Source organism: Corynebacterium sp. HMSC074C05, assembly GCF_001838325.1.
GTDB classification, from domain to species: Bacteria; Actinomycetota; Actinomycetes; order Mycobacteriales; family Mycobacteriaceae; genus Corynebacterium; species Corynebacterium amycolatum.
This window is the reverse complement of sequence record NZ_KV836292.1, coordinates 93,585-112,645: the sequence shown is the minus strand read 5'-3', so window position 1 is coordinate 112,645 and position 19,061 is coordinate 93,585. Positions and strand designations below refer to the sequence as shown.

At 58.1% G+C, this 19,061-nt stretch carries 15 protein-coding genes; 4 read left to right on the top strand and 11 right to left on the bottom strand.

All coding sequences use genetic code 11. The features are described 5' to 3' along the window. Positions 1 to 43: 43 nt before the first annotated feature. The 6 genes from HMPREF3042_RS06700 to gatC all read right to left on the bottom strand — a co-directional run bounded on the left by HMPREF3042_RS06700 (position 44) and on the right by gatC (position 6,071). Entirely contained in the window at positions 44 to 1,075 is a 1,032-nt protein-coding gene (locus HMPREF3042_RS06700) for an ATP-dependent 6-phosphofructokinase (protein WP_038628534.1), read from the bottom strand. Between the two features lie 53 nt (positions 1,076 to 1,128). Continuing rightward, positions 1,129 to 2,253: an ABC transporter substrate-binding protein gene (locus HMPREF3042_RS06695; protein WP_070429321.1), complete on the bottom strand. Its 1,125-nt coding sequence runs from the start codon at positions 2,251 to 2,253 to the stop codon at positions 1,129 to 1,131. 10 nt (positions 2,254 to 2,263) lie between these two features. Next, entirely contained in the window at positions 2,264 to 3,064 is an 801-nt protein-coding gene (locus tag HMPREF3042_RS06690; protein ID WP_049194082.1) for an ABC transporter ATP-binding protein, read from the bottom strand. Continuing rightward, entirely contained in the window at positions 3,065 to 4,132 is a 1,068-nt protein-coding gene (locus HMPREF3042_RS06685; RefSeq protein ID WP_083327436.1) for a FecCD family ABC transporter permease, read from the bottom strand. 115 nt (positions 4,133 to 4,247) lie between these two features. Then, entirely contained in the window at positions 4,248 to 5,762 is a 1,515-nt protein-coding gene (gene gatA / locus HMPREF3042_RS06680) for an Asp-tRNA(Asn)/Glu-tRNA(Gln) amidotransferase subunit GatA (RefSeq protein ID WP_049181171.1), read from the bottom strand. Positions 5,763 to 5,777: 15 nt separating this feature from the next. Beyond that, positions 5,778 to 6,071 carry an Asp-tRNA(Asn)/Glu-tRNA(Gln) amidotransferase subunit GatC gene (gene gatC / locus HMPREF3042_RS06675; protein WP_005509328.1) on the bottom strand — a complete coding sequence of 98 codons (294 nt, stop codon included), beginning with the start codon at positions 6,069 to 6,071 and terminating at the stop codon, positions 5,778 to 5,780. A gap of 227 nt (positions 6,072 to 6,298) precedes the next feature. Between gatC and HMPREF3042_RS06670 the strand changes: the two genes are divergently transcribed. After that, the gene (locus tag HMPREF3042_RS06670) at positions 6,299 to 6,964 is read left to right on the top strand and encodes an ACT domain-containing protein (RefSeq protein WP_070856620.1); all 666 of its coding nucleotides are present in this window, start codon (positions 6,299 to 6,301) and stop codon (positions 6,962 to 6,964) included. 144 nt (positions 6,965 to 7,108) lie between these two features. Next, positions 7,109 to 9,475: a glycogen/starch/alpha-glucan phosphorylase gene (locus HMPREF3042_RS06665; protein ID WP_070856619.1), complete on the top strand. Its 2,367-nt coding sequence runs from the start codon at positions 7,109 to 7,111 to the stop codon at positions 9,473 to 9,475. Positions 9,476 to 9,498: 23 nt separating this feature from the next. On the opposite strand, the gene ligA is transcribed toward HMPREF3042_RS06665, so the two are convergent. Continuing rightward, positions 9,499 to 11,619, bottom strand: coding sequence for an NAD-dependent DNA ligase LigA (ligA, locus tag HMPREF3042_RS06660; protein WP_141764790.1), 2,121 nt, complete (start codon positions 11,617 to 11,619; stop codon positions 9,499 to 9,501). A gap of 95 nt (positions 11,620 to 11,714) precedes the next feature. Between ligA and HMPREF3042_RS06655 the strand changes: the two genes are divergently transcribed. Further along, positions 11,715 to 12,395: a 3'-5' exonuclease gene (locus tag HMPREF3042_RS06655; protein WP_070856618.1), complete on the top strand. Its 681-nt coding sequence runs from the start codon at positions 11,715 to 11,717 to the stop codon at positions 12,393 to 12,395. A 49-nt stretch (positions 12,396 to 12,444) separates the two neighbouring features. Here the strand turns inward: HMPREF3042_RS06655 and HMPREF3042_RS06650 are convergent, their stop codons facing one another. After that, positions 12,445 to 14,655, bottom strand: a complete 2,211-nt coding sequence (locus tag HMPREF3042_RS06650; RefSeq protein WP_246822354.1) for an MMPL family transporter — start codon at positions 14,653 to 14,655, stop codon at positions 12,445 to 12,447. A gap of 183 nt (positions 14,656 to 14,838) precedes the next feature. On the opposite strand from HMPREF3042_RS06650, the gene HMPREF3042_RS06645 reads away from it, so the two are divergent. Continuing rightward, positions 14,839 to 15,525, top strand: coding sequence for a TetR/AcrR family transcriptional regulator (locus HMPREF3042_RS06645; protein ID WP_083327435.1), 687 nt, complete (start codon positions 14,839 to 14,841; stop codon positions 15,523 to 15,525). Here HMPREF3042_RS06645 and HMPREF3042_RS06640 read toward each other — a convergent pair. From HMPREF3042_RS06640 to HMPREF3042_RS06630, 3 genes are all read right to left on the bottom strand, one after another. Continuing rightward, positions 15,458 to 16,498: a uroporphyrinogen decarboxylase/cobalamine-independent methonine synthase family protein gene (locus HMPREF3042_RS06640; RefSeq protein ID WP_070856615.1), complete on the bottom strand. Its 1,041-nt coding sequence runs from the start codon at positions 16,496 to 16,498 to the stop codon at positions 15,458 to 15,460. The two genes, HMPREF3042_RS06645 and HMPREF3042_RS06640, sit on opposite strands and share 68 nt — an antisense overlap. A 27-nt stretch (positions 16,499 to 16,525) precedes the next feature. Then, positions 16,526 to 17,647, bottom strand: a complete 1,122-nt coding sequence (gene mnmA, locus HMPREF3042_RS06635; protein WP_070856614.1) for a tRNA 2-thiouridine(34) synthase MnmA — start codon at positions 17,645 to 17,647, stop codon at positions 16,526 to 16,528. Positions 17,648 to 17,776: 129 nt separating this feature from the next. After that, complete coding sequence (locus HMPREF3042_RS06630) at positions 17,777 to 18,937, bottom strand: cysteine desulfurase family protein (RefSeq protein WP_070856747.1); 1,161 nt, start codon at positions 18,935 to 18,937, stop codon at positions 17,777 to 17,779. Positions 18,938 to 19,061: the final 124 nt, after the last annotated feature.

Below are 19,061 nucleotides of genomic sequence, written 5' to 3'. Positions count from 1 at the left end.
AGATGTGCCTAAATGTTTAGCAACGCGTGCTTAACCGACGCGTTTAACCAAACAGCGCAGCAGCTGCGCGGTAACGGCCATCCGGCACAACCTTCAACTCAGCAACCGCATCGTCGATGTCGATACGCTCGATGTTCTCACCGTGCAGAGCGACGATCTTGCCGAAGTCCCCCTCGTGTACTGCTCGGGTGGCGTGGACACCGTAGCGGGTAGCAAGCACGCGGTCGTACGCAGTCGGCGTACCGCCACGCTGAATGTGCCCCAGCACCGTGGTGCGAACGTCGTACCCGGTGCGCTTCTTAATCTCCGCACCAATAACCTGACCAATGCCGTTGAAGGTTTGGTGGCCGAACTGGTCGACACCGCCCTCTTCGTACTCCATGGTGCCCGGCTTCGGGGTGGCGCCCTCAGCGACGACGATAATGCCGTACTTCTCACCCATCTGGAAACGGCGCTCCATCGACTTCACAATCTCGTTGATGTCGAATGGCTTTTCCGGAATGACAATGTGGTGAGCACCGCCGGCCATACCCGCATGCAAAGCGATCCAGCCCACGTGTCGACCCATGACCTCAACAATCATGACGCGCTGGTGGGATTCCGCAGTGGTGTGCAGACGGTCAACCGCGTCGGTGGCAACAGCCACAGCCGTGTCGAAACCGAAGGTGTAGTCCGTACCGTTGACGTCATTATCAATAGTCTTCGGAACACCGACGACCGGCACCCCATTGTCCGAAAGCCACTTGCCGGCCTTCAGCGTACCTTCGCCACCGATTGGGATCAGGGCATCGATGCCCGCATCAGAGAGATTTTCCTTGATGCGGTCGAGGTTAGACATGAGAATGTCCGGATGCACGCGGCCGGTGCCCAGCATCGTGCCGCCACGCAGCAGCATACGGTCAATCCGCTCATCGTCGTAAAGCTGGACCCTACGGTCTTCCATAAGACCAATCCAACCGTCCTCAAAACCGACGACGGTTGAGCCGTACTCGCTCGAGCTGGTACGGACAATTGCACGGATAACGGCATTCAGACCGGGACAATCTCCACCGGAGGTAAGGGTCGCAATTCGCATGATGCCCACCTTAGTCGCGTTAGTCAGTTCGTGCTTGACGGCCTTGGTCGAAACTACTTCTGCAGGTACTCCTGCCCTGGTAGCTCAGACGGTAGCTCCATCTTCGTCGTCACCTCCGACGCCGGCACAAGACCATATTCCTCGAGCGCCTTGCGCACGTACTCTGCGGCATCGACGTTCAGCGGAGACTCCGTCCACAATGCAATCGGCAGGTTAATAAAGCGGTTCTCCTTGACCGCCTCGAGATCCTTCGTTGCCGGATTCGTGCGCAAAACCTTGATTTTCTCTTCGAAGGTCTGACCTGGGTAGTCCACAAGCGCGATGAAGTCAGGATTCATCTCCGCGACATGCTCCCAGGAGGTCGTAGTCCAAGTGTCCTTAATCGACTCGGTCGCATTGATTGCACCGGCCTTTTCCAGGATGCCCTGCGGTGCGCCAAAGGAACCCGAGGTAAATAGTGCTTCACCGACAGAATCAAAGAGGAAGCCCACTGGCTTCTTATCTCCCTTTGGCGCGGCATCCAGGGCTTGCAGTCGGTTATCAATATCTGCAATAACCTTGTCGCCCTCACCGTCGTGTCCGGTCAAGGTAGCGATATTCTTCAAATCAATTTTGACAGCTTCCCACGGATCCACCAGACCACGAGTATGCCCCGGGTCGCCACTGCCTTCCTTGCCCGCCGAGGCTGCGTCACCAGTACGGCAAGATTCCGTCAGGGTGTAGGCACCGATACCGTGCTCGGAAAGCGATTCCGGGGTAATGCCCTTGTCTTCACTAAAGCCATAGCCCCAGCCCGCCAGCATCACATCCGGTTCGGCCGCAATGACCTGCTCCAGATTCGGGTATTCCTTCGCAACTTCTGGCTTCTGCGCAATTGCATCGCCATAAGCTGCGGTCAACACCGGCAGATGCGAGGCCATAGAGCTCACCGCTGTGATCTCATCCGCAGCACCGACAGCCAGCGCCAGCGAAGCAATATTGCCGTCATTAATCAGCAGCTTTTTAGCTACACCCGGGTAGCTGACTTCTTCACCGCAGTTGGTGAGGGTAAGGCCTGACGACGAGGCCTGCGTTCCCTCATCAGAGCCACAGGCGGCGGCTCCGAATGCCAGAGCAGCCACAGCGATACCAGCTGCTGAGGCACGAAGGGGACGTCGGAAAGCATGTGCGTTATTCAAGGGAGTACTCCTAGTTGATGGTGGCAGCATCCAGCTCGCTATCGATTGCGAGGTGGCGGCGGCCAGCGGGGGAATTGAGCTGACAGGATTCAACCTGAAAGATTTGGGCGACAAAGTCGCGGGTAAGCACTTCTGCGGGAATGCCGTCGGCCGCGATACCGCCGTCCGCGACCACGATGACGCGGTCGAAGTGGTTCATCACCAGATCCAAGTCGTGGATCGCGGCAATGACACACGCTCCGCTGGAGCGGGCCAGGCGGAGGACGGATTGTTGATGGCGCACGTCGAGGTGGTTAGTGGGCTCGTCGAGAAGCATGATTGGCGAGTCCTGGGCGATGGCACGCGCCAGACACACGCGACGACGTTGCCCACCCGAGAGTTGCCCACACAGGCGTTGCGCGACCGTTTCCAGACCTACGAGCTCCAGCGCACGGTCGACGTGGGAATTGTCCTCGGCAGTGTTGCCACCAAAAAGGCGCTGGTAGGGCAAGCGCCCCAGGGAGACAAAGTCGCGCACGCGCATTTCGGCGGGTGGAACCTCGTTTTGCGCGACGAAAGCCAAATCGCGGGCGCGGTGCTTCGAGCTGATTGAGCTCATCGATTTGCCGTTAATCTCGACCTCGCCCGTGGCCGGTTTCGTGATTCCACCGAGCGCACGCAGCAACGTGGATTTACCCGCGCCGTTAACACCAATGATGGCGGTCATGGGTTCTGCACCGAAGTTGAGGTTGACTCCGCTGACAATCGTGCGCCCAGCGATATCACAGCGCACATCTTTAGCGGCGAGTACAGATTTTTGTAGAGCGCTCATTTACTCAGCACCTCCGTAGCTGTAGTGCGAGCGGCTCATGAGGTAGAGGAAAAGTGGTGCGCCAACCAATCCCGTGACTACTCCCAGCGGCATTTCCTGGCTTCCGCCCACTACGCGCGCGATGATGTCCACCCAGATGAGAAACAGTCCACCCATGAGGGCAGCAACCGGTAGGACAACGCGGTGCGTGGCCCCTACCAAGATGCGGGTCAAGTGTGGAATCACCAGGCCGACAAACCCGATGCCGCCAGAGACCGCAACGAGCGTGCCAACGAGGACAGCCTGGAGCACAAATACCTGTGTGCGTAGCCGAGAAACATCAATACCTACGGCCGCTGCGGTGCTCTCACCAGTTGCCAGCGCATCCAGATGACGGGCTTTGACCAGGAAAAACAACAGTACTGCGATGAGGACAATGAGCGGGAAGAGCGTCTTCAGCCATGTCGCACCGGCAACAGAGCCCAGCATCCAAAACATCACGGACTGCGCGGCCCTCGGGTCTGGCCCAGCGAAGACCATGAAGCTACTCAGCGCGGAAAACGCAGCGGAGAGCACAACGCCGGAGAGCACCAAACGCAGCGGAGTCAGCCCACCGCCTGCAGTGGCGAAAGCACCGACCGCGAGGGTGGCCATGACTGCACCGAGGAGTGCACCGAATGTCAGCGGCGCGATGGGGCTACCGGAGAAAGCACCAAAGATAATCACCGCGGTCGCACCGGCACCGGCGCCGGCGGAAATACCTAGCAGATATGGGTCTGCCAACGGGTTACGGACCAATGTCTGCATAGCCACACCGGAGACAGCTAGCCCCGCCCCTACAATCGCTGCGAGAATACCCCGGGGAGCGCGGAGCTTCCAGACGATGGTGTCCGAACTGGCGGGCACAGATTCATCGAGCTCAGTGCCGAAGATGTGATGCGAAATGACCTGTGTCGTGGTGGACCAGGTGATATCCGCCGAGCCGAAGACCACCGCAGCGACCAGACTGACGGCAATGGCTATGACAATGACCAGCCCATAGATCCAAGGCATAAATCGTGGTGGGTTTTTAATTCTGACTCTCTCCATGTTTGCGTTCCTGCGCATGCATGAAACTTCCCGTGACACGACAACAACCGCCGCTCTCCCACTTCAGTGAGAAAACGACGGTTGCAGAAAACCGACTAACGCTTATTGAGCGCTTTTATGCAATCGAGCCGCGAACCTTTTCGTAGGCAGCGCCGACCTTGTACAGACGATCGTCACCGTGGCGCGGAGCCATAATCTGCAGGCCTACCGGCAGACCCGTGTCTTCAGCCAGGCCCGACGGCACGGACATGCCACACATGCCGGCCAGGTTGAGCGGCAGAGTACACAGGTCGAACATGTACATGCTCAGCGGGTCGTCAACCTTCTCGCCCAACTTAAACGCAGTGGTCGGAGTGGTCGGCGAGATCAGGACATCTACCTGTTCGAAGGCCCGCTCGAAGTCCTGCTGAATCAGGGTACGGACGCGCTGTGCCTGGATGTAGTAGGCGTCGTAGTAACCGACCGATAGCGCGTAGGTACCAATGATGATGCGTCGCTTAACCTCATCGCCGAAACCAGCGGCACGGGTCATAGCCATGACCTCATCGGCCGAGTGCGAACCGTCATCACCAACACGCTGGCCGTAACGCATGCCGTCGAAACGAGCCAGGTTGGAGCTGACCTCACACGGCAGAATCAGGTAGTACGCGCTCAGTGCGTGGTCGAAGTTCGGGCAATCGACCTCGACCACCTCTGCGCCAGCTTCCTTAAGCTTGTCGACGGCCTCGTGGAAGCTGTCCAGTACGCCGGCCTGGTAACCCTCGGTGCGGTCGAACTGCTTGACGATGCCGACCTTAACCCCCGTGAGGTCACCGGTAGCACCTTCCTTGGCAGCAGCAACCACATCGGCAATCGGCTGCTCCGTGGAAGTCGAGTCATTCTCGTCGTGACCAGCAATGATTTCGTGCAGCAGCGCGGTGTCCAGAACGGTTCGCGCGGTCGGCCCACCCTGATCCAACGAGGAGGCACAAGCGACCAGGCCATAGCGGGATACCGTGCCATAGGTCGGCTTCACACCGACCGTTGCGGTCAGAGCTGCTGGCTGACGAATCGAGCCACCGGTGTCAGTACCGATAGCCAGCGGAGCCATACCGGAGGCCAGCGCCGCGGAAGAGCCACCGCCGGAACCGCCTGCGGTGCGCTCAACATCCCACGGGTTGTGAGTCGGGCCGTAAGCGGAGTTTTCAGTCGACGAGCCCATGGCGAACTCATCCATGTTGGTCTTACCCAGGATTGGGATGCCAGCTGCACGCAGCTTGGCAGTAACCGTTGCGTCGTAAGGGCTCATGTAGCCCTCGAGCATCTTGGAAGCGCAGGTGGTCGGCGCATCGGTGGTAGTGAAGACATCCTTCAGCGCCAGCGGAACACCGGCCAGCGCGGAGGCCGGCTCCTCGCCAGCATCCAGCGACTCATCGACCTTGCGAGCTGCAGCCAGGGCCTCTTCGGCACCGACGTGCAGGAATGCGTGAATGTCCTCATCAATTGCCGCGATACGGTCGAGGAACGCCTGGGTGACCTCTACCGAGGTCAGCTCACGAGCGTGAATCTTCTGTGCGAGCTCGAAAGCGCTCAGCCCCAGAATCGGGTCCTCAGCAACAGCGGCATGCAGATTCGGGTTAGCTGCAGTCATTTCTTCCACGTACTCCTACTCGCCAAGAATCTGGGGAACTTCAAAGCGCTGGCGGTCCTGCGACGGCGCCTGGTCCAGCGCCTGCTCCGCAGTCAGCGTCGGCTTGACGACGTCCTCGCGCATCACACCGGACAGCGAAGAGGGGTGACTCATCGGTTCAACGTCATCCGCAGCCACCTTTTGAACGGCCTGGACGTGGTTAATAATGCCGTCGATCTGACCGGCGAACTCGTCGAGTTCCGCGTCAGTCAGAGCCAGACGGGACAATCGCGCTAGGTGGGCGACCTCATCGCGTGAGATAGCTGGCACGCTAGTACCCCTTTCATTTCTTCGTACGAAGCTAGTGCACAGAAGTTTAGTTGAAACTGATTTTGAACCGCGCGAGCGGGCTGTACTTGCCAACAGTAGTCGTTATCGTTGAGTCGTTGTCCGCAGGGTCTTACATTTCAGGGGTTTACCCTGTAACCTAAATCACTACTTCTATAGTTACACCGCAAGAATCACTCTCAATTATTCGAAAGGTTGTACACACAGCCATGAGTTACCTCCTTCGCATCCAGCTTCCCGACGAACCAGGCGCACTTGGCTACGTCGCGGCTGCCCTGGGCGAAGTAGAAGGTGATATTCGCAGTGTCGACGTCGTAGATTACGGCGCTAATGGCGTTGTTGTCGACGACATCGTGGTTGACCTGCCTATGGGCCTGCTCCCAGACACACTGATTACAGCGGCTCAGTCCATTAGCGGAGTGGAAGTCGATTCAATTAGGCCTTTCTCCGGCTCGGTTGACCGCCGCGGACAGATTGCGCTGCTGGCCAAGTTCTCACAGCACACGAAGAACTTGGATCGTGCCCTCGGAGATGTCGTCGACGGCCTGCCTCAGACTATGACTGCAGGCTGGGCTATCGTCCTCGGCGAACAGAGCGATGGCCGGTGGGTACGTCGCGCTTCCTCTACCGCTGCTCCAGGGGATAACGGCCGGACTCTGCCGGAAGCCCCGATTGACTCGCCACGAAACCTGGATCCGGACGAAGAAACGTGGCTCCCGGAGGACTGGACGGTTATGGACTCCTCCATTGCCGCTACCCCAATGGGCAAGGGTCTGGTTCTCGTTATTGGCCGGCCCGGAGGGCCAGACTTCCTGCCAAGTGAGGTTGAGCACTTGGGACGTATTGGCACGATTGTCGGCGCGATTATCGACTAGCAGCGACTAGTGGGCTGCTCCCTTCTGTGGGCTACTCCCTTCTGCTCGAAGCTCTTACCCTATGGCTCCTCCCCTATGGAGCGCAGTGATTCACGCTTAGCGGTAAAGTCTGGAAATGATACCAGTCAATAAGGAGCTTCTTTGATGTCGAACTTGAGTGACCTCGTCGGATCCCACGTTCGTGCCGAATCCGGCCGTGTCCCCCAGTCGTCCACTGAGATGGAATTCTGGTCCGGTCTGTCACGGGTTGTTGTCGATGACTTAGCGGACAACTGGCAGCGCACCACGGAGGCATACGCTGCTACCCGCCAGCAGCACTACTTCTCCGCCGAGTTCCTCATGGGTCGCGCCCTGCTAAACAACCTGCTCAATGCAGGCCTGGTGGACGAGGCCTCCGCTGCGGTGGAAAAGTACGGCAAGAATCTGACAGACGTGCTCGAGGCCGAACACGACGCCGCTCTCGGTAACGGTGGCCTGGGGCGTCTGGCCGCCTGCTTCCTGGATTCCTGTGCCACGCAGAATCTGCCGGTGACCGGTTATGGCATCCTCTACCGCTACGGTCTGTTCAAGCAGAGCTTTGAAAACGGCTTCCAGGATGAGCACCCGGATCCGTGGATGGAAGAGGGCTATCCCTTCGTCATTCGTCGCGAGGAACTGTCCAAGATTGTCACCTTTGATGACCTGGTCGTGCGCGCTGTTCCATATGACATGCCAATTACCGGCTATGGCACCGATAACGTCGGCACGCTGCGCCTGTGGCACTCGGAGCCAATGCGTGAGTTCGACTATGACGCCTTCAACTCACAGCGTTTCACCGACGCCATTGTCGAACGGGAGCGCGTCCATGACCTATGCCGCGTGCTCTACCCGAATGACTCGACCTATGACGGCAAGGTCCTGCGCGTTCGCCAGCAGTACTTCTTCGTCTCGGCTTCGCTGCAGACGATGATTGATTCTTACATCGAGAATCACGGCGAGGACCTGCGCGATTTCCATAAGTACAACTCCATTCAGCTCAATGACACCCACCCGGTGCTCGCGATCCCAGAGCTGATGCGTCTGCTCCTGGATGAGCACGATATGAGCTGGGACGACGCCTGGAACGTCGTTTCCAACACTTTCGCCTACACCAACCACACCGTTCTGGCAGAAGCGTTGGAGACCTGGGAATACTCCATTTTTGACCGTCTCTTCGGCCGCGTTCTAGAGATCACCCGTGAGATCGACCGCCGGTTCCGCGAAGACCTGGCAGAGCGCGGTTTCGACCAGGGCAAGATTGACTACATGGCGCCGATTTCCCACGGCCGCATCCACATGGCGTGGATCGCCTGCTACGCCGCGTACTCCATCAACGGTGTTGCCGCTCTGCACACGGAAATCATTAAGCGCGAAACGTTGAAGGACTGGCACGATATCTGGCCGGAGCGCTTCAACAACAAGACCAACGGAGTCACCCCGCGCCGCTGGCTCAACCAGTGCAACCCGCGCCTGTCGGCACTGCTGACTCGCCTGTCGGGTTCGGATGCCTGGGTCACCGACCTGGACAAGCTCGCTGAGCTCGAAAAGTTTGCTGACGACGAGGCCGTGTTGCGTGAGATTCTCGACATCAAGCACGAGAACAAGAAGGACTTCGCCACCTGGCTGGAGCACCGTCAGGGTATTTCGGTGAACCCGGACGCCATCTTCGATACCCAGATTAAGCGTCTGCACGAGTACAAGCGCCAGCTTCTCAACGCGCTCTACATCCTGGATCTCTACTACCGCATCAAGGAAGACCCAGCGCTGGACGTGCCACCGCGCGTATTGATCTTCGGTGCCAAGGCCGCCCCAGGCTACGTTCGCGCGAAGGCCATCATTAAGTTCATCAACGCTATCGCGGACAAGGTCAACAACGATCCGGACATGGACGGTCGCCTGCAGGTCGCCTTCGTTGAGAACTACAACGTCACCCCGGCAGAGCACATCATCCCAGCCACCGACGTCTCCGAGCAGATTTCCACTGCCGGTAAGGAGGCTTCGGGTACCTCGAACATGAAGTTCATGATGAACGGCGCACTGACGCTGGGCACCATGGACGGCGCAAACGTCGAAATCGTCGACGCCGCCGGCGAAGAGAACGCCTACATCTTCGGTGCGCTGGAAGAGGAACTGCCGGAGCTGCGCCGCACCTACAGCCCACGTGGCACTTACGAAACGGTGCCGGGGCTCAAGCGCGCTGTCGATTCGCTTGTCGACGGCACTTTTGATGACGGTGGCAGCGGAATGTTCCACGACCTGCACTTCTCGCTGCTAGAGTCCAACGGGTACGAGCCGGCCGATGTCTACTACGTCCTCGGCGACTTCGCTGACTACCGCGAAACCCGTGACCGCATGGCCGAGGACTACCGCGACGAGTTGGCATGGGCCAAGAAGTGCTTCCTGAACATCATCCGTTCGGGCCGCTTCTCCTCCGACCGCACCATCCGCGATTACGCCAATGAGGTCTGGAAGCTGGAAGAGACCAAGATTTAGGCCCCGGCTGGGCTAAGCCCCAGCTAAGCCTGACCAATTTCCAGCAACCGCTTGAACCCATCCTCATCGAGGATGGGCAAGCCCAGTTCCTCGGCCTTTGTGGCCTTAGAGCCGGCGTTTTCGCCAACCACCACGTAGTCGGTCTTCTTCGACACCGACCCCGCGGCCTTACCACCACGGGAGATAATGGCCTCCTTCGCGCTATCGCGTGTGAAGTCCTCCAAAGAGCCGGTGACTACCACGGTCAATCCCTCTAGCACCTGATCTGGGCGATCGGTGACCTCATCGGCCATGCGCACACCCGCAGCTTCCCAGCGCTCGACAACCTCGCGGTGCCAGTCCACCTCGAACCAATCGGCTACGGAATCGCCGATGATCTCGCCGATGCCATCGATAGCCGAAATCTCCTCGCGGCTCGCAGCCCGCAACGCCTCCATCGAGCCGAACTTCTGCGCCAGGGTCCGCGCCACCGTCGGGCCCACATGGCGAATAGACAGACTGACCAATACACGCCACAACTCTTTATCCTTGGCTGCCTCAATATTGGCCAGCAGCTTCTTACCATTGGCATTCAGCGTTTTGCGCGAAGCCGTGGTGTAGACCTCAGTGCCGAGCAAATCTTCCTCGGTGAGGTCGAAGAGGCGGGACTCGTCGTCAAGCACGCCGCGATGAATTAAATCGGCAGCACCCCTCTCCCCCAGGTTTTCGATATCAAATCCGGATCGGGACGCGAGGAATTCAATTCGACGACGCAGCTGACCTGGACAGTAGCGGGTATTGGGGCAACGCCAATCGGCATCGCTGTCCTTTGCCGGAGCCAAACGAGTACCGCACTCGGGGCAGAGAGTCGGGTAAATGTACTTTCGCTCGCTGCCATCTCGGAGATCGGCCACGGGGCCGAGCACCTCTGGAATCACGTCACCGGCCTTGCGGATGGTCACGCGGTCCCCGATGAGCACCCCCTTTCGGTGCACTTCAGAAGGGTTGTGCAGCGTCGCCATCTCGACAGTTGATCCGGCCACGAAAACCGGCTTCATCACGGCATATGGCGTCGCACGACCAGTTCGACCGATGGAGACTCGAATGTCCAGCAGATCCGTCGTGACCTCTTCTGGCGGGTACTTATACGCAATCGCCCAGCGTGGCGCCCGCGAGGTCGCTCCCAGCGCGCGCTGCTCGGAAAGGGAGTCAACCTTGACCACAAGCCCGTCCATCTCGTGGATAGCATCGTGGCGGTGCTCTCCCCAGTACTGCATCTGCTTGACGACGTCGTCCGCGGAATGAACCTGCTTTGTATACGGCGACACGTGGAAACCCCACTCGTCCAAAGCGCGATAGGCCTCGTGTTGGGACTGCGGACGCCATCCCTCGATATGGCCAATTCCATGGCAAATCATGGACAAACGGCGCTTTGCCACTTCTGCAACGTCCTTTTGTCGCAGTGAACCCGCAGCTGCGTTACGCGGGTTCGCGAACGGCTTCTGGCCTGCGTCGACGCGGTCGGCATTGATGCGTTCGAACTCTTCCAACGAGATAAACACTTCACCGCGTACCTCGAGCACGTCGGGGATGTTCTCGCCGCTGATTTCATGCGGAATATCTTCGATGGTGCGCGCATTAGCGGTGACGTTCTCCCCCACGCGGCCGTCTCCGCGGGTGGCCGCCCGGACAAGGCGGCCCTTCTCGTAGACCAGGTCGATTGACAGGCCATCGATCTTCAGCTCAGTCAGGTATGTGCTGGCCGGAGTGCGGGCCAACCAGTCGCGCAGTTCCTGCTCATCGAAAACATTATCCAAGCTGTAGAGGCGTTCGAGATGCTCAACGGGCTCGAACACTTCGCCGTCGGCAGGCGCTTCGACCTGCGCACCGACCTGCTGCGTGGGGCTGTCCGGCACCACCAGATCGGGCCACTGCTCCTCTAAGTGCTGCAATTGACGGAACATCTCGTCGTACTCAGCATCGGAGATAACCGGCTGTGCGGTGTAGTACAGCGCAGCGTTTTCACGAATGCGAGTAGCTAGATTTTGCCAATTCTCCCGGACGTCCGCCGGCGCTGGTTCGGAGGCGGGGGCGCTGGAAAACGAAGACAAATCGGAGGTTGACAGGTCGGAGTTCTCATCGGTCGAGGAAGTCACGTCGCTCATTCTATGTCATTGCCCGGATGCGCCGGTCGAACTGAAATTCTCTTGACCCGTTCCTGTCACGTCAGTGAATCCGTGCTCTCCGCTACAGTTGAGACATGCATAATTTCGATCCGCGACGCATGCTCGCGTTTGATCTGGAGACTACCGGCACGGACCCTCGTACCTGCAAAATCGTCACTTCCGCATTGGTCCGGCTGACGGAGCTGGGCAAAGATTCCACCATCATGCTCGCTGATCCCGGTGTCGAAATTCCGCAAGCTGCGTCTGACGTGCATGGCATCACCACTGAAAAAGCTCGCGCGGAGGGGCGTCCGCATGATGAAGTGCTAGCGGATACCATTGCGGGTCTTCGAGCTGCCTGGCGCGATGGACTGGCGGTGATTGCGTACAACGCTGCCTATGATCTGACAGTGCTGCACTCGCAGGACCCCACCTTTACGGTTGATGGCCTGGTTGTGGATCCCTTTGTGCTCGATCATCACTTTGATCCGGACCGGCATGAAAAGCGCACGCTGACTGATGTCTGTCGCCATTATCAGGTGCGGCTAGACGGGGCACATGATGCCACCGAGGATGCTCTCGCCGCCGCGCGCATCGCATGGGTGATGGCGCGTCACTACCGTGAATTGACCGAAAAATCGGGAGACGAACTCATGGAGCTGCAAGCTGTCGCGTACTACCAGTACAAGAAAAACCTGCAGCGTTGGCTGGCGGACAAAGGCCGCGACGTATCTAACTTCACTTTCGGGTGGCCGACCGACGTTACTGACGCTTAAGGTCGGCTCACCGTACTTGCACACGGAAGGGCTTGTTAGCCACTGCCCACTAGTGTTCGGCTGAGACTATTTCTGCCCGCGGCTGTTCCTTTGCTTCGGCGAGCAACTTGCTCGGCTTTGTCGGCCACAGTGCGTTGTCGCCAATCAGTCGGACAATGGCCGGGACAATGAAGGGGCGGACCACGAAGGTGTCCAGCAAAATACCAAGTGCCAGGCCCAAACCGAACTGGTAGAGCTCACGGATTGGCTGAGTCATCAGCACTGCGAAGGTAGCAGCCAGAATCAGACCTGCCGATGAAACCACACCGCCAGTTCGGGCAACGGCAATCTTCATTGCCTCACGCATATCGTGGTGCTTCAGCTCCTGCCGCAGCCTACTCATCACAAAGATGGTGTAGTCCACCCCCAGCGCAATCAAGAACACCAGAATGTAGGCAGTCACGCGGTTACCAATTCCCTCATCTCCCTGAATATTCAGTGCAATTAGGACGGTTAGCCCCATCGTGGCGACGAACGACAGCAACAGTGTCGCTGCCAAGTACAGCGGCGCTAGTAGGGATTTGAGTAGCACTGCCAACACGATTGCGACGATGGCAATCATCACTGGCACCAGCATCTTGATATCGCGATCGAGGTCGGCGCGGACGTCGCTAAGCTCAGCGGTTTCGCCAGTCGCAGTCACTTCGGTGTCTGCGGAAGCACCAGCCGTCTTCAGTGCATCGCGCACATCATTGCTGATGGGTTCCAGAGCTTCCATGGATTCTGTGATGTATGGATCCTGATTGAGCACAACAGTCATGCGTGCCGTCTCACCGTCATCGGTGACATCACGGGCAGTGACACTAATTCGGGCGATATCCGCAGGATCCTTCTTTGCCACCTCTTCAGCAGCCTGCTGCAGCTGCGGCAAGTCGAGATTCTTCCCTTCGATAAGCAAGGTAGTCGGGGCAATTTCGCCCGCACCAATATCGCGGGCCGCAATCTCCTGCCCTGCCGCAGAGTCGGTGTCCACGCGGAAGCCAGTGAGGAAGTTGAAAGACTCCTTGTAATTCAACGCTCCCAGTGACATCACAATCAACAGTGCCAGACCTGCGGCCAAAACGGCCTTCGGCTTCTTATCGACGGTATTGGCGACCTGCGTCCACATCTTCGAGTCGACCCGCTGGAGTGCCTTGTCATATCCGCCCGGCCAGAATGCAGCCTTGCCCACAGCAATGAACAACGCTGGCAGGAACACGGCAGCGACGATGGCCATTGAGGCCACACCAATAGCGAGGTACGGACCGAAGCCTTGCAACGCTGGCGACTTGGTGAACAGCAGCGCCATCATTGCCAGGATGATGGTGCCTGCGGAGCTAGCGAGAACCTCGCCAGTACGCCCCATTGCATCCACCATGGCAGCATTACGGTTCAGCTCTTGTCCCATTTCTCGCTGGGTAGCCAGTGCTTCACGGTAGCGGGCATTGATAATCAGTGCATAGTCAGTACCGACACCGAAGAGCAACACTGTCATAATCGATGCGGTCTGCGAGCTGATCTCAATGGCACCGGCATCTGCGAGCAACGCGCCGACGTTCTGTGCCAGCCGCATTGCGACGCCCACGGCCAACAGTGGCAGGATTGCGAGTACTGGCGAGCGATAGACCAGCAGCAGAATAACCAGCACCAAAAGAATGGTTCCGAGCATGAGCACTCGGTCACCAGAAGAAAAGACCTTGACGGTATCGGTGACGATGCCCGCTGGGCCAGTGAGGTGCGTTTCCACGTTGCCGTTTTTGTCGGCATTATCAGCGATTGCGGCAATATCCTCGCGCAGTGCATCAATGTCATCGCGGTAGGACTTCTCAGTAGCGTCGCCCACCGTGGGAACAACGATGGTTACAGTCTTTCCATCTTCGCTCCGGGTTCCTTCCGGTGAACCCGGGATGCACTTGCCGTCACGAAGCACCTGGCTTTCCAGGCTGGTACACACGGGACTAATCGGTGCCCGCGTAAAACCGCCATCCCGCTCAGTCAGGTCAGCGAGGACATCGTGCACGGCCTTCTCAGTGGTCTTCGCAGAGTCTGACGTCAACACTACGACGGCAGGAAGAAGATTTGGTTCTGTGGGAAATGCCTCATGGAGACGCTTCTTCGCTTCCACTGACTGCGCAGTTTCCGACGGACCGTCGCCGGAATTCGTCTTTACGTCCTCCACAGAGGGCGCTACTGCTGACAGAAGCCCCACTACCAGCAACGACACGACGATGGTGAGCCACATGCGTCGTTTAGTGCCAAATAAAGCGGCGTTGAATCGCCGATACATGACGCGGGTGTCCTTTCTAGGTGATTATCTGCATTTTCTTGTGGATTGTCTCCAATTCCTGAGATTATGAGAACACCGTGACTTATAAAATCAGGGAAACGAACGCTCCATTTCTTCTCAGAATCCGAGGATTTCGCCATGCCTAGAATTTCTGCGGCCACCGTTGTCGAACACCGTCGACAAGTCAATGAAAAGCTGATGGATGCCGCTAGCAGCCTGCTCGCAAAACAAACACTTAGCGACATCGAGGCACCCCTTAAGGTGGGTGAGATTGCAAAGGAGGCCGGAATTGCTCGGTCCAGTTTTTATCGCTACTACAACACTGTCGATGATCTGGTCGCAGCGCTCGTCCTACGCGACTTCCCCGAATGGAAAGCCACCGTCGCCACTTCCGTGAAAGAGGCAAAGGACCCTATTTCCGCAGCTCGCGCATTCGTCCGCGCCAACATCAGTATGGCCAGCGACTCAAAGCACGCGTGGCGCACCGCTGTCTTTTCCTACCACTTTCACCAAGATGCACAGCGCGAAATCGGTGCGATTCACTCAGAACTGCATGACATTCTCGTCGTGGCAATCACTAAGCTCGACAGCCTCGCCGAATCTCAGGGCTATCTCGTCGCACGCACAATCCAAAACATTGTCAACTCCGCCGTCACTGCCGTAGAGGCACTTTCGCTTAACGACGAACAGTTGGATACCTACATTGCGTGGCATGAAGAGGCCGTGGAAGCGATTTTGGTCTCCGCTACCGCGGGGACTACAAATCCCCCGCAGCGCGACGCATCAACTCAGCTGTCTCCCGACCCGCACGAAGCTGAGCAATAGTTTCATCAACGTCGCTGTGCGCGAATCCCGACACAGGGGCAATGGAGAGCTTGCTTGCACGGTCTTGATGGGAAAAGCCTAATTCCTCCCACAACCGTGCAGCCTGCTCAGCTAATCCACGCGGAGAGCTACCGATGGCCTCTCCGCTAAATTCGTCCCGCTCGGCTACATGCACGGGCACGATGCCAAGCTGCAGCTCTAACCCCTCATCGACCACTGCAGCGACAAAGTCCAGGTTTCGATTCGTCGAGAGTTCGGTATGCGGAATCCACAACCCGGTAACACCGGAGTCTGCGATTGCGCTGAGCTCCACACCCTCAATTCTCTCTACGGCGATTGCGGTCTCAATTCCGTCGTTAAGCAATTCGGACGTGAGACGGCGGTACTCTTCGGCGATCTCACGCGAACCTACAGCTGGGAGATAGCCGTTGATACCAAGCATCATTGAAGGCGCGCGTACTGTCCCGCTGGCAACTGCACTGAGCATCGGCTCAACGAGAAGGACTTCCACCGCACAACCAAAGCGACGTTGCACATCGGCAGCCTGGTCGATGAGGCCAGCAGCCAGAGATTCGGCGAAGTAGGAAACTGCGCCAGGGTCTGTTGCCACTAACCTGCCACCGGCAGTTTCCACGGAAGCTGCCATAGTCCAGGGGCCAGCTGCTACCAGGCGAACCAGCTGAGGCGCCGTTTCCCACAGTTCTTCGCAGGCATCAATGTCACGGGCGAGAAAATCACGTGCCCGGGATTGAAGCCGGCCGGCTCTGTCGGCTATCTTCCAGCTCCGCGCTCCCCTATCCACGTTCAGGTCGGCCATGAGTACAGCCGTGCGGCCAATCAAATCAGCACCGAGGCCGCGCGCAGGAAGTAGCGGCAGCGCTACATGTCCGTCCAAGCATTCACCAATAATGATCTCTGCTGCTGCACGGGGATCGGTACCCGGCATGGGGCCTAAGCCGACAAAAGATGTCACGGAAAACGCGCTCTCCTGAATGAGGAATTAACAAGTAGCAATAATCGTGCCAGAACCGAGCACGTAGTCTCCGGCCGGATCAACGTGATACAGCACCGCCGCCTGGCCTGGAGCGATACCGCGAAGCGGCTCGGAGAGCTTTAGCTCAAAAGCACCACCTCGGCCGGTGAGAGCATCTTCGGGACCGGCCTTCACATCGATTGTGCAGTCCACAGGCTGACCGTGGGCACGTACCTGCACCTGCAGTTTCCCTGCATCTGCCGCTGCCACAACCTCCGAAGGCTCAACCAACCAAATAGCGCGGTCCGCCTGCAGTACATTGACCTTCAGATCTTCGGCCGTGCCAATGGTCACCGTTGCGGTATCCGCATCGATTCCAGTGACATAGCGTGGCTTGCCGTCAGCCATAGGCCCGGGCAGGCCAATGCCTTTGCGCTGGCCGATGGTGAACCCATAAACACCATCGTGCTCAGCGACGGTATCGCCACTCTCCTTATCAACGATAAGGCCTGGCCGACGCCCAATTTTAGCGCCCAGAAAAGCCTGGGTATTCCCATCCGGAATGAAACAAATATCGTAAGAATCTGGTTTATTTGCCGTGCCCAGCCCCATATCGCGCGCTTCTTCGCGGATCTCGGGCTTTTCGGTATCGCCGACCGGGAAAAGGGAGTGGTTGAGTTGCTCACGGTCGAGCACTCCAAGGACGTAGGACTGATCCTTTTTCATATCGCGGCCACGGCGCAACAGACCATCGTCGCCAAGCAAAGCGTAGTGACCAGTTACCACCGCGTCGAAGCCGAGCGCCAGACCGCGTTCCAGCAGAGCTGCGAACTTAATCCGTTCGTTGCAGCGCAGGCAGGGGTTGGGAGTTTCGCCGCGTTCGTATGAGTCATAGAAGTCATCCACGACCTCTTCTTTGAATCGCTCGGAGAAGTCCCATACATAGAACGGAATTCCCAATTCGTCGCATACCCGTCGCGCGTCGCCGGAGTCTTCCAGCGAACAGCAACCCCGGGAGCCAGCGCGAACGGACTGCGGATCCTTCGACAGGGCCAAGTGCACACCCACAACCTCGTGTCCTGCTGCCAATGCGCGAGCAGCTGCGACCGAAGAATCGACGCCACCGCTCATAGCCGCCAAAACACGCATAGTGAATCCTTTCTGTGATTTGTACACCTAGTTTTGCCACTGTTGGAAAGCTCGTGTCACCGTACCATCGTTGAGCGGACCTGTAGTGATCCGCCGTAGTGGCCCCGCGCCCGTGAGACCAAACAACTACTACGCCATGCCGGCCTTGCGTGCTCGCATCACTGTTTCGGGCAGTGCTGCGATAACGGCATTGACATCGTCCTGCGTCGAGGTCCACCCCAGCGTAAAGCGGATGGCAGAACGCGCCTCGGGCTCACTCACGCCCATGGCTGAGAGCACATGAGAAGGACGATTAACGCCTGCACTACATGCCGAACCGGTTGAGCAATCGATACCAGCAGCGTCGAAAAGCATAATGAGGCTATCTGCTTCTGCACCGGGAAAACTGGCATATACGTGACCAGCTAATGCCGGCTGAGTTGTGTGCACGATTGCACCGTCAATGCCGGCAATCGCATGAGTCAGCTGTTCAGTGAGATTCTTAACCCGGTCATGTTCGGCTTGCATGTCAGAGACCGCCGCGCGCAAACCAGCCGCCATCCCCGCTGCCGATGCAACATCCTGGGTACCGGAACGCAATCCGCGCTCCTGGCCACCACCGTTGTTGTGTGGGCGAAGCGTAATGTCGCGACGCACTAACAACGCCCCGATACCGCGAGGTCCACCAAACTTATGGGCTGAGATTGCCATCGTCGCGGCACCCGAAGAATGAAAATCGATAGGCACATGACCAGCGGCCTGCACAGCGTCAATGTGGAAAGGAACCCGCGCTTTTCTAGCGAGCGCTGAAATCTCACTAATCGGTTGTACAGCCCCTGTTTCATTGTTGGCCCACATACACGTGACCAGTGCAGTGGAGTTTCTGTCCAGCGTGGGAAAGGCCTCTAAATCCACTCTGCCAGAGGCATCCACCGGGGCAGGGACAATTCGCGCCCAGTGTTCCTTCTCCAAATGACGACAGGTCTTCAACACAGCGTCGTGTTCAATGGGCGGAACCACAATGTCTGAACCTGTCGCCTTGAAGTACAAGCCGGAAACTGCCAGATTGTCGGCCTCCGTGCCTCCAGAGGTAAAAACTACCTCAATAGGGTCGGCACCAAGCAGCTCCGCAATCTCTTCGCGCGACTCCTCCAGAACTTTCTTAGCAACGCGAGCGGTAGCGTACTGCCCCGAAGGGTTGGCCAAATCTAGGTTATCGACCATCGCTGTGCGTGCTTCTGGACGCAATGGCGTAGTCGCAGCATGATCCACAAAGTGGCGTGGCTTCGCGGAAGACTTCACGTCACTCATTTTACGTGGAACGGCTACATTGCGGTCATTAGACATGCAGGCAGTATAACGCCGGGCACGCCTAAAACTCACTACGCGCCATCACCGAGATCCTCTCACCACATGGCGTGCGATTAGTGGCGAA

Coding starts and splice junctions, on each gene's coding strand:
- HMPREF3042_RS06700 (WP_038628534.1), bottom strand. CDS start 1,075: ATGCGAATTGCGACCCTTACCTCCGGTGGAGATTGTCCCGGTCTGAAT.
- HMPREF3042_RS06690 (WP_049194082.1), bottom strand. CDS start 3,064: ATGAGCGCTCTACAAAAATCTGTACTCGCCGCTAAAGATGTGCGCTGT.
- HMPREF3042_RS06685 (WP_083327436.1), bottom strand. CDS start 4,132: ATGGAGAGAGTCAGAATTAAAAACCCACCACGATTTATGCCTTGGATC.
- gatA (WP_049181171.1), bottom strand. CDS start 5,762: ATGACTGCAGCTAACCCGAATCTGCATGCCGCTGTTGCTGAGGACCCG.
- HMPREF3042_RS06670 (WP_070856620.1), top strand. CDS start 6,299: ATGAGTTACCTCCTTCGCATCCAGCTTCCCGACGAACCAGGCGCACTT.
- HMPREF3042_RS06665 (WP_070856619.1), top strand. CDS start 7,109: ATGTCGAACTTGAGTGACCTCGTCGGATCCCACGTTCGTGCCGAATCC.
- ligA (WP_141764790.1), bottom strand. CDS start 11,619: ATGAGCGACGTGACTTCCTCGACCGATGAGAACTCCGACCTGTCAACC.
- HMPREF3042_RS06655 (WP_070856618.1), top strand. CDS start 11,715: ATGCATAATTTCGATCCGCGACGCATGCTCGCGTTTGATCTGGAGACT.
- HMPREF3042_RS06650 (WP_246822354.1), bottom strand. CDS start 14,655: ATGTGGCTCACCATCGTCGTGTCGTTGCTGGTAGTGGGGCTTCTGTCA.
- HMPREF3042_RS06645 (WP_083327435.1), top strand. CDS start 14,839: ATGCCTAGAATTTCTGCGGCCACCGTTGTCGAACACCGTCGACAAGTC.
- mnmA (WP_070856614.1), bottom strand. CDS start 17,647: ATGCGTGTTTTGGCGGCTATGAGCGGTGGCGTCGATTCTTCGGTCGCA.
- HMPREF3042_RS06630 (WP_070856747.1), bottom strand. CDS start 18,937: ATGAGTGACGTGAAGTCTTCCGCGAAGCCACGCCACTTTGTGGATCAT.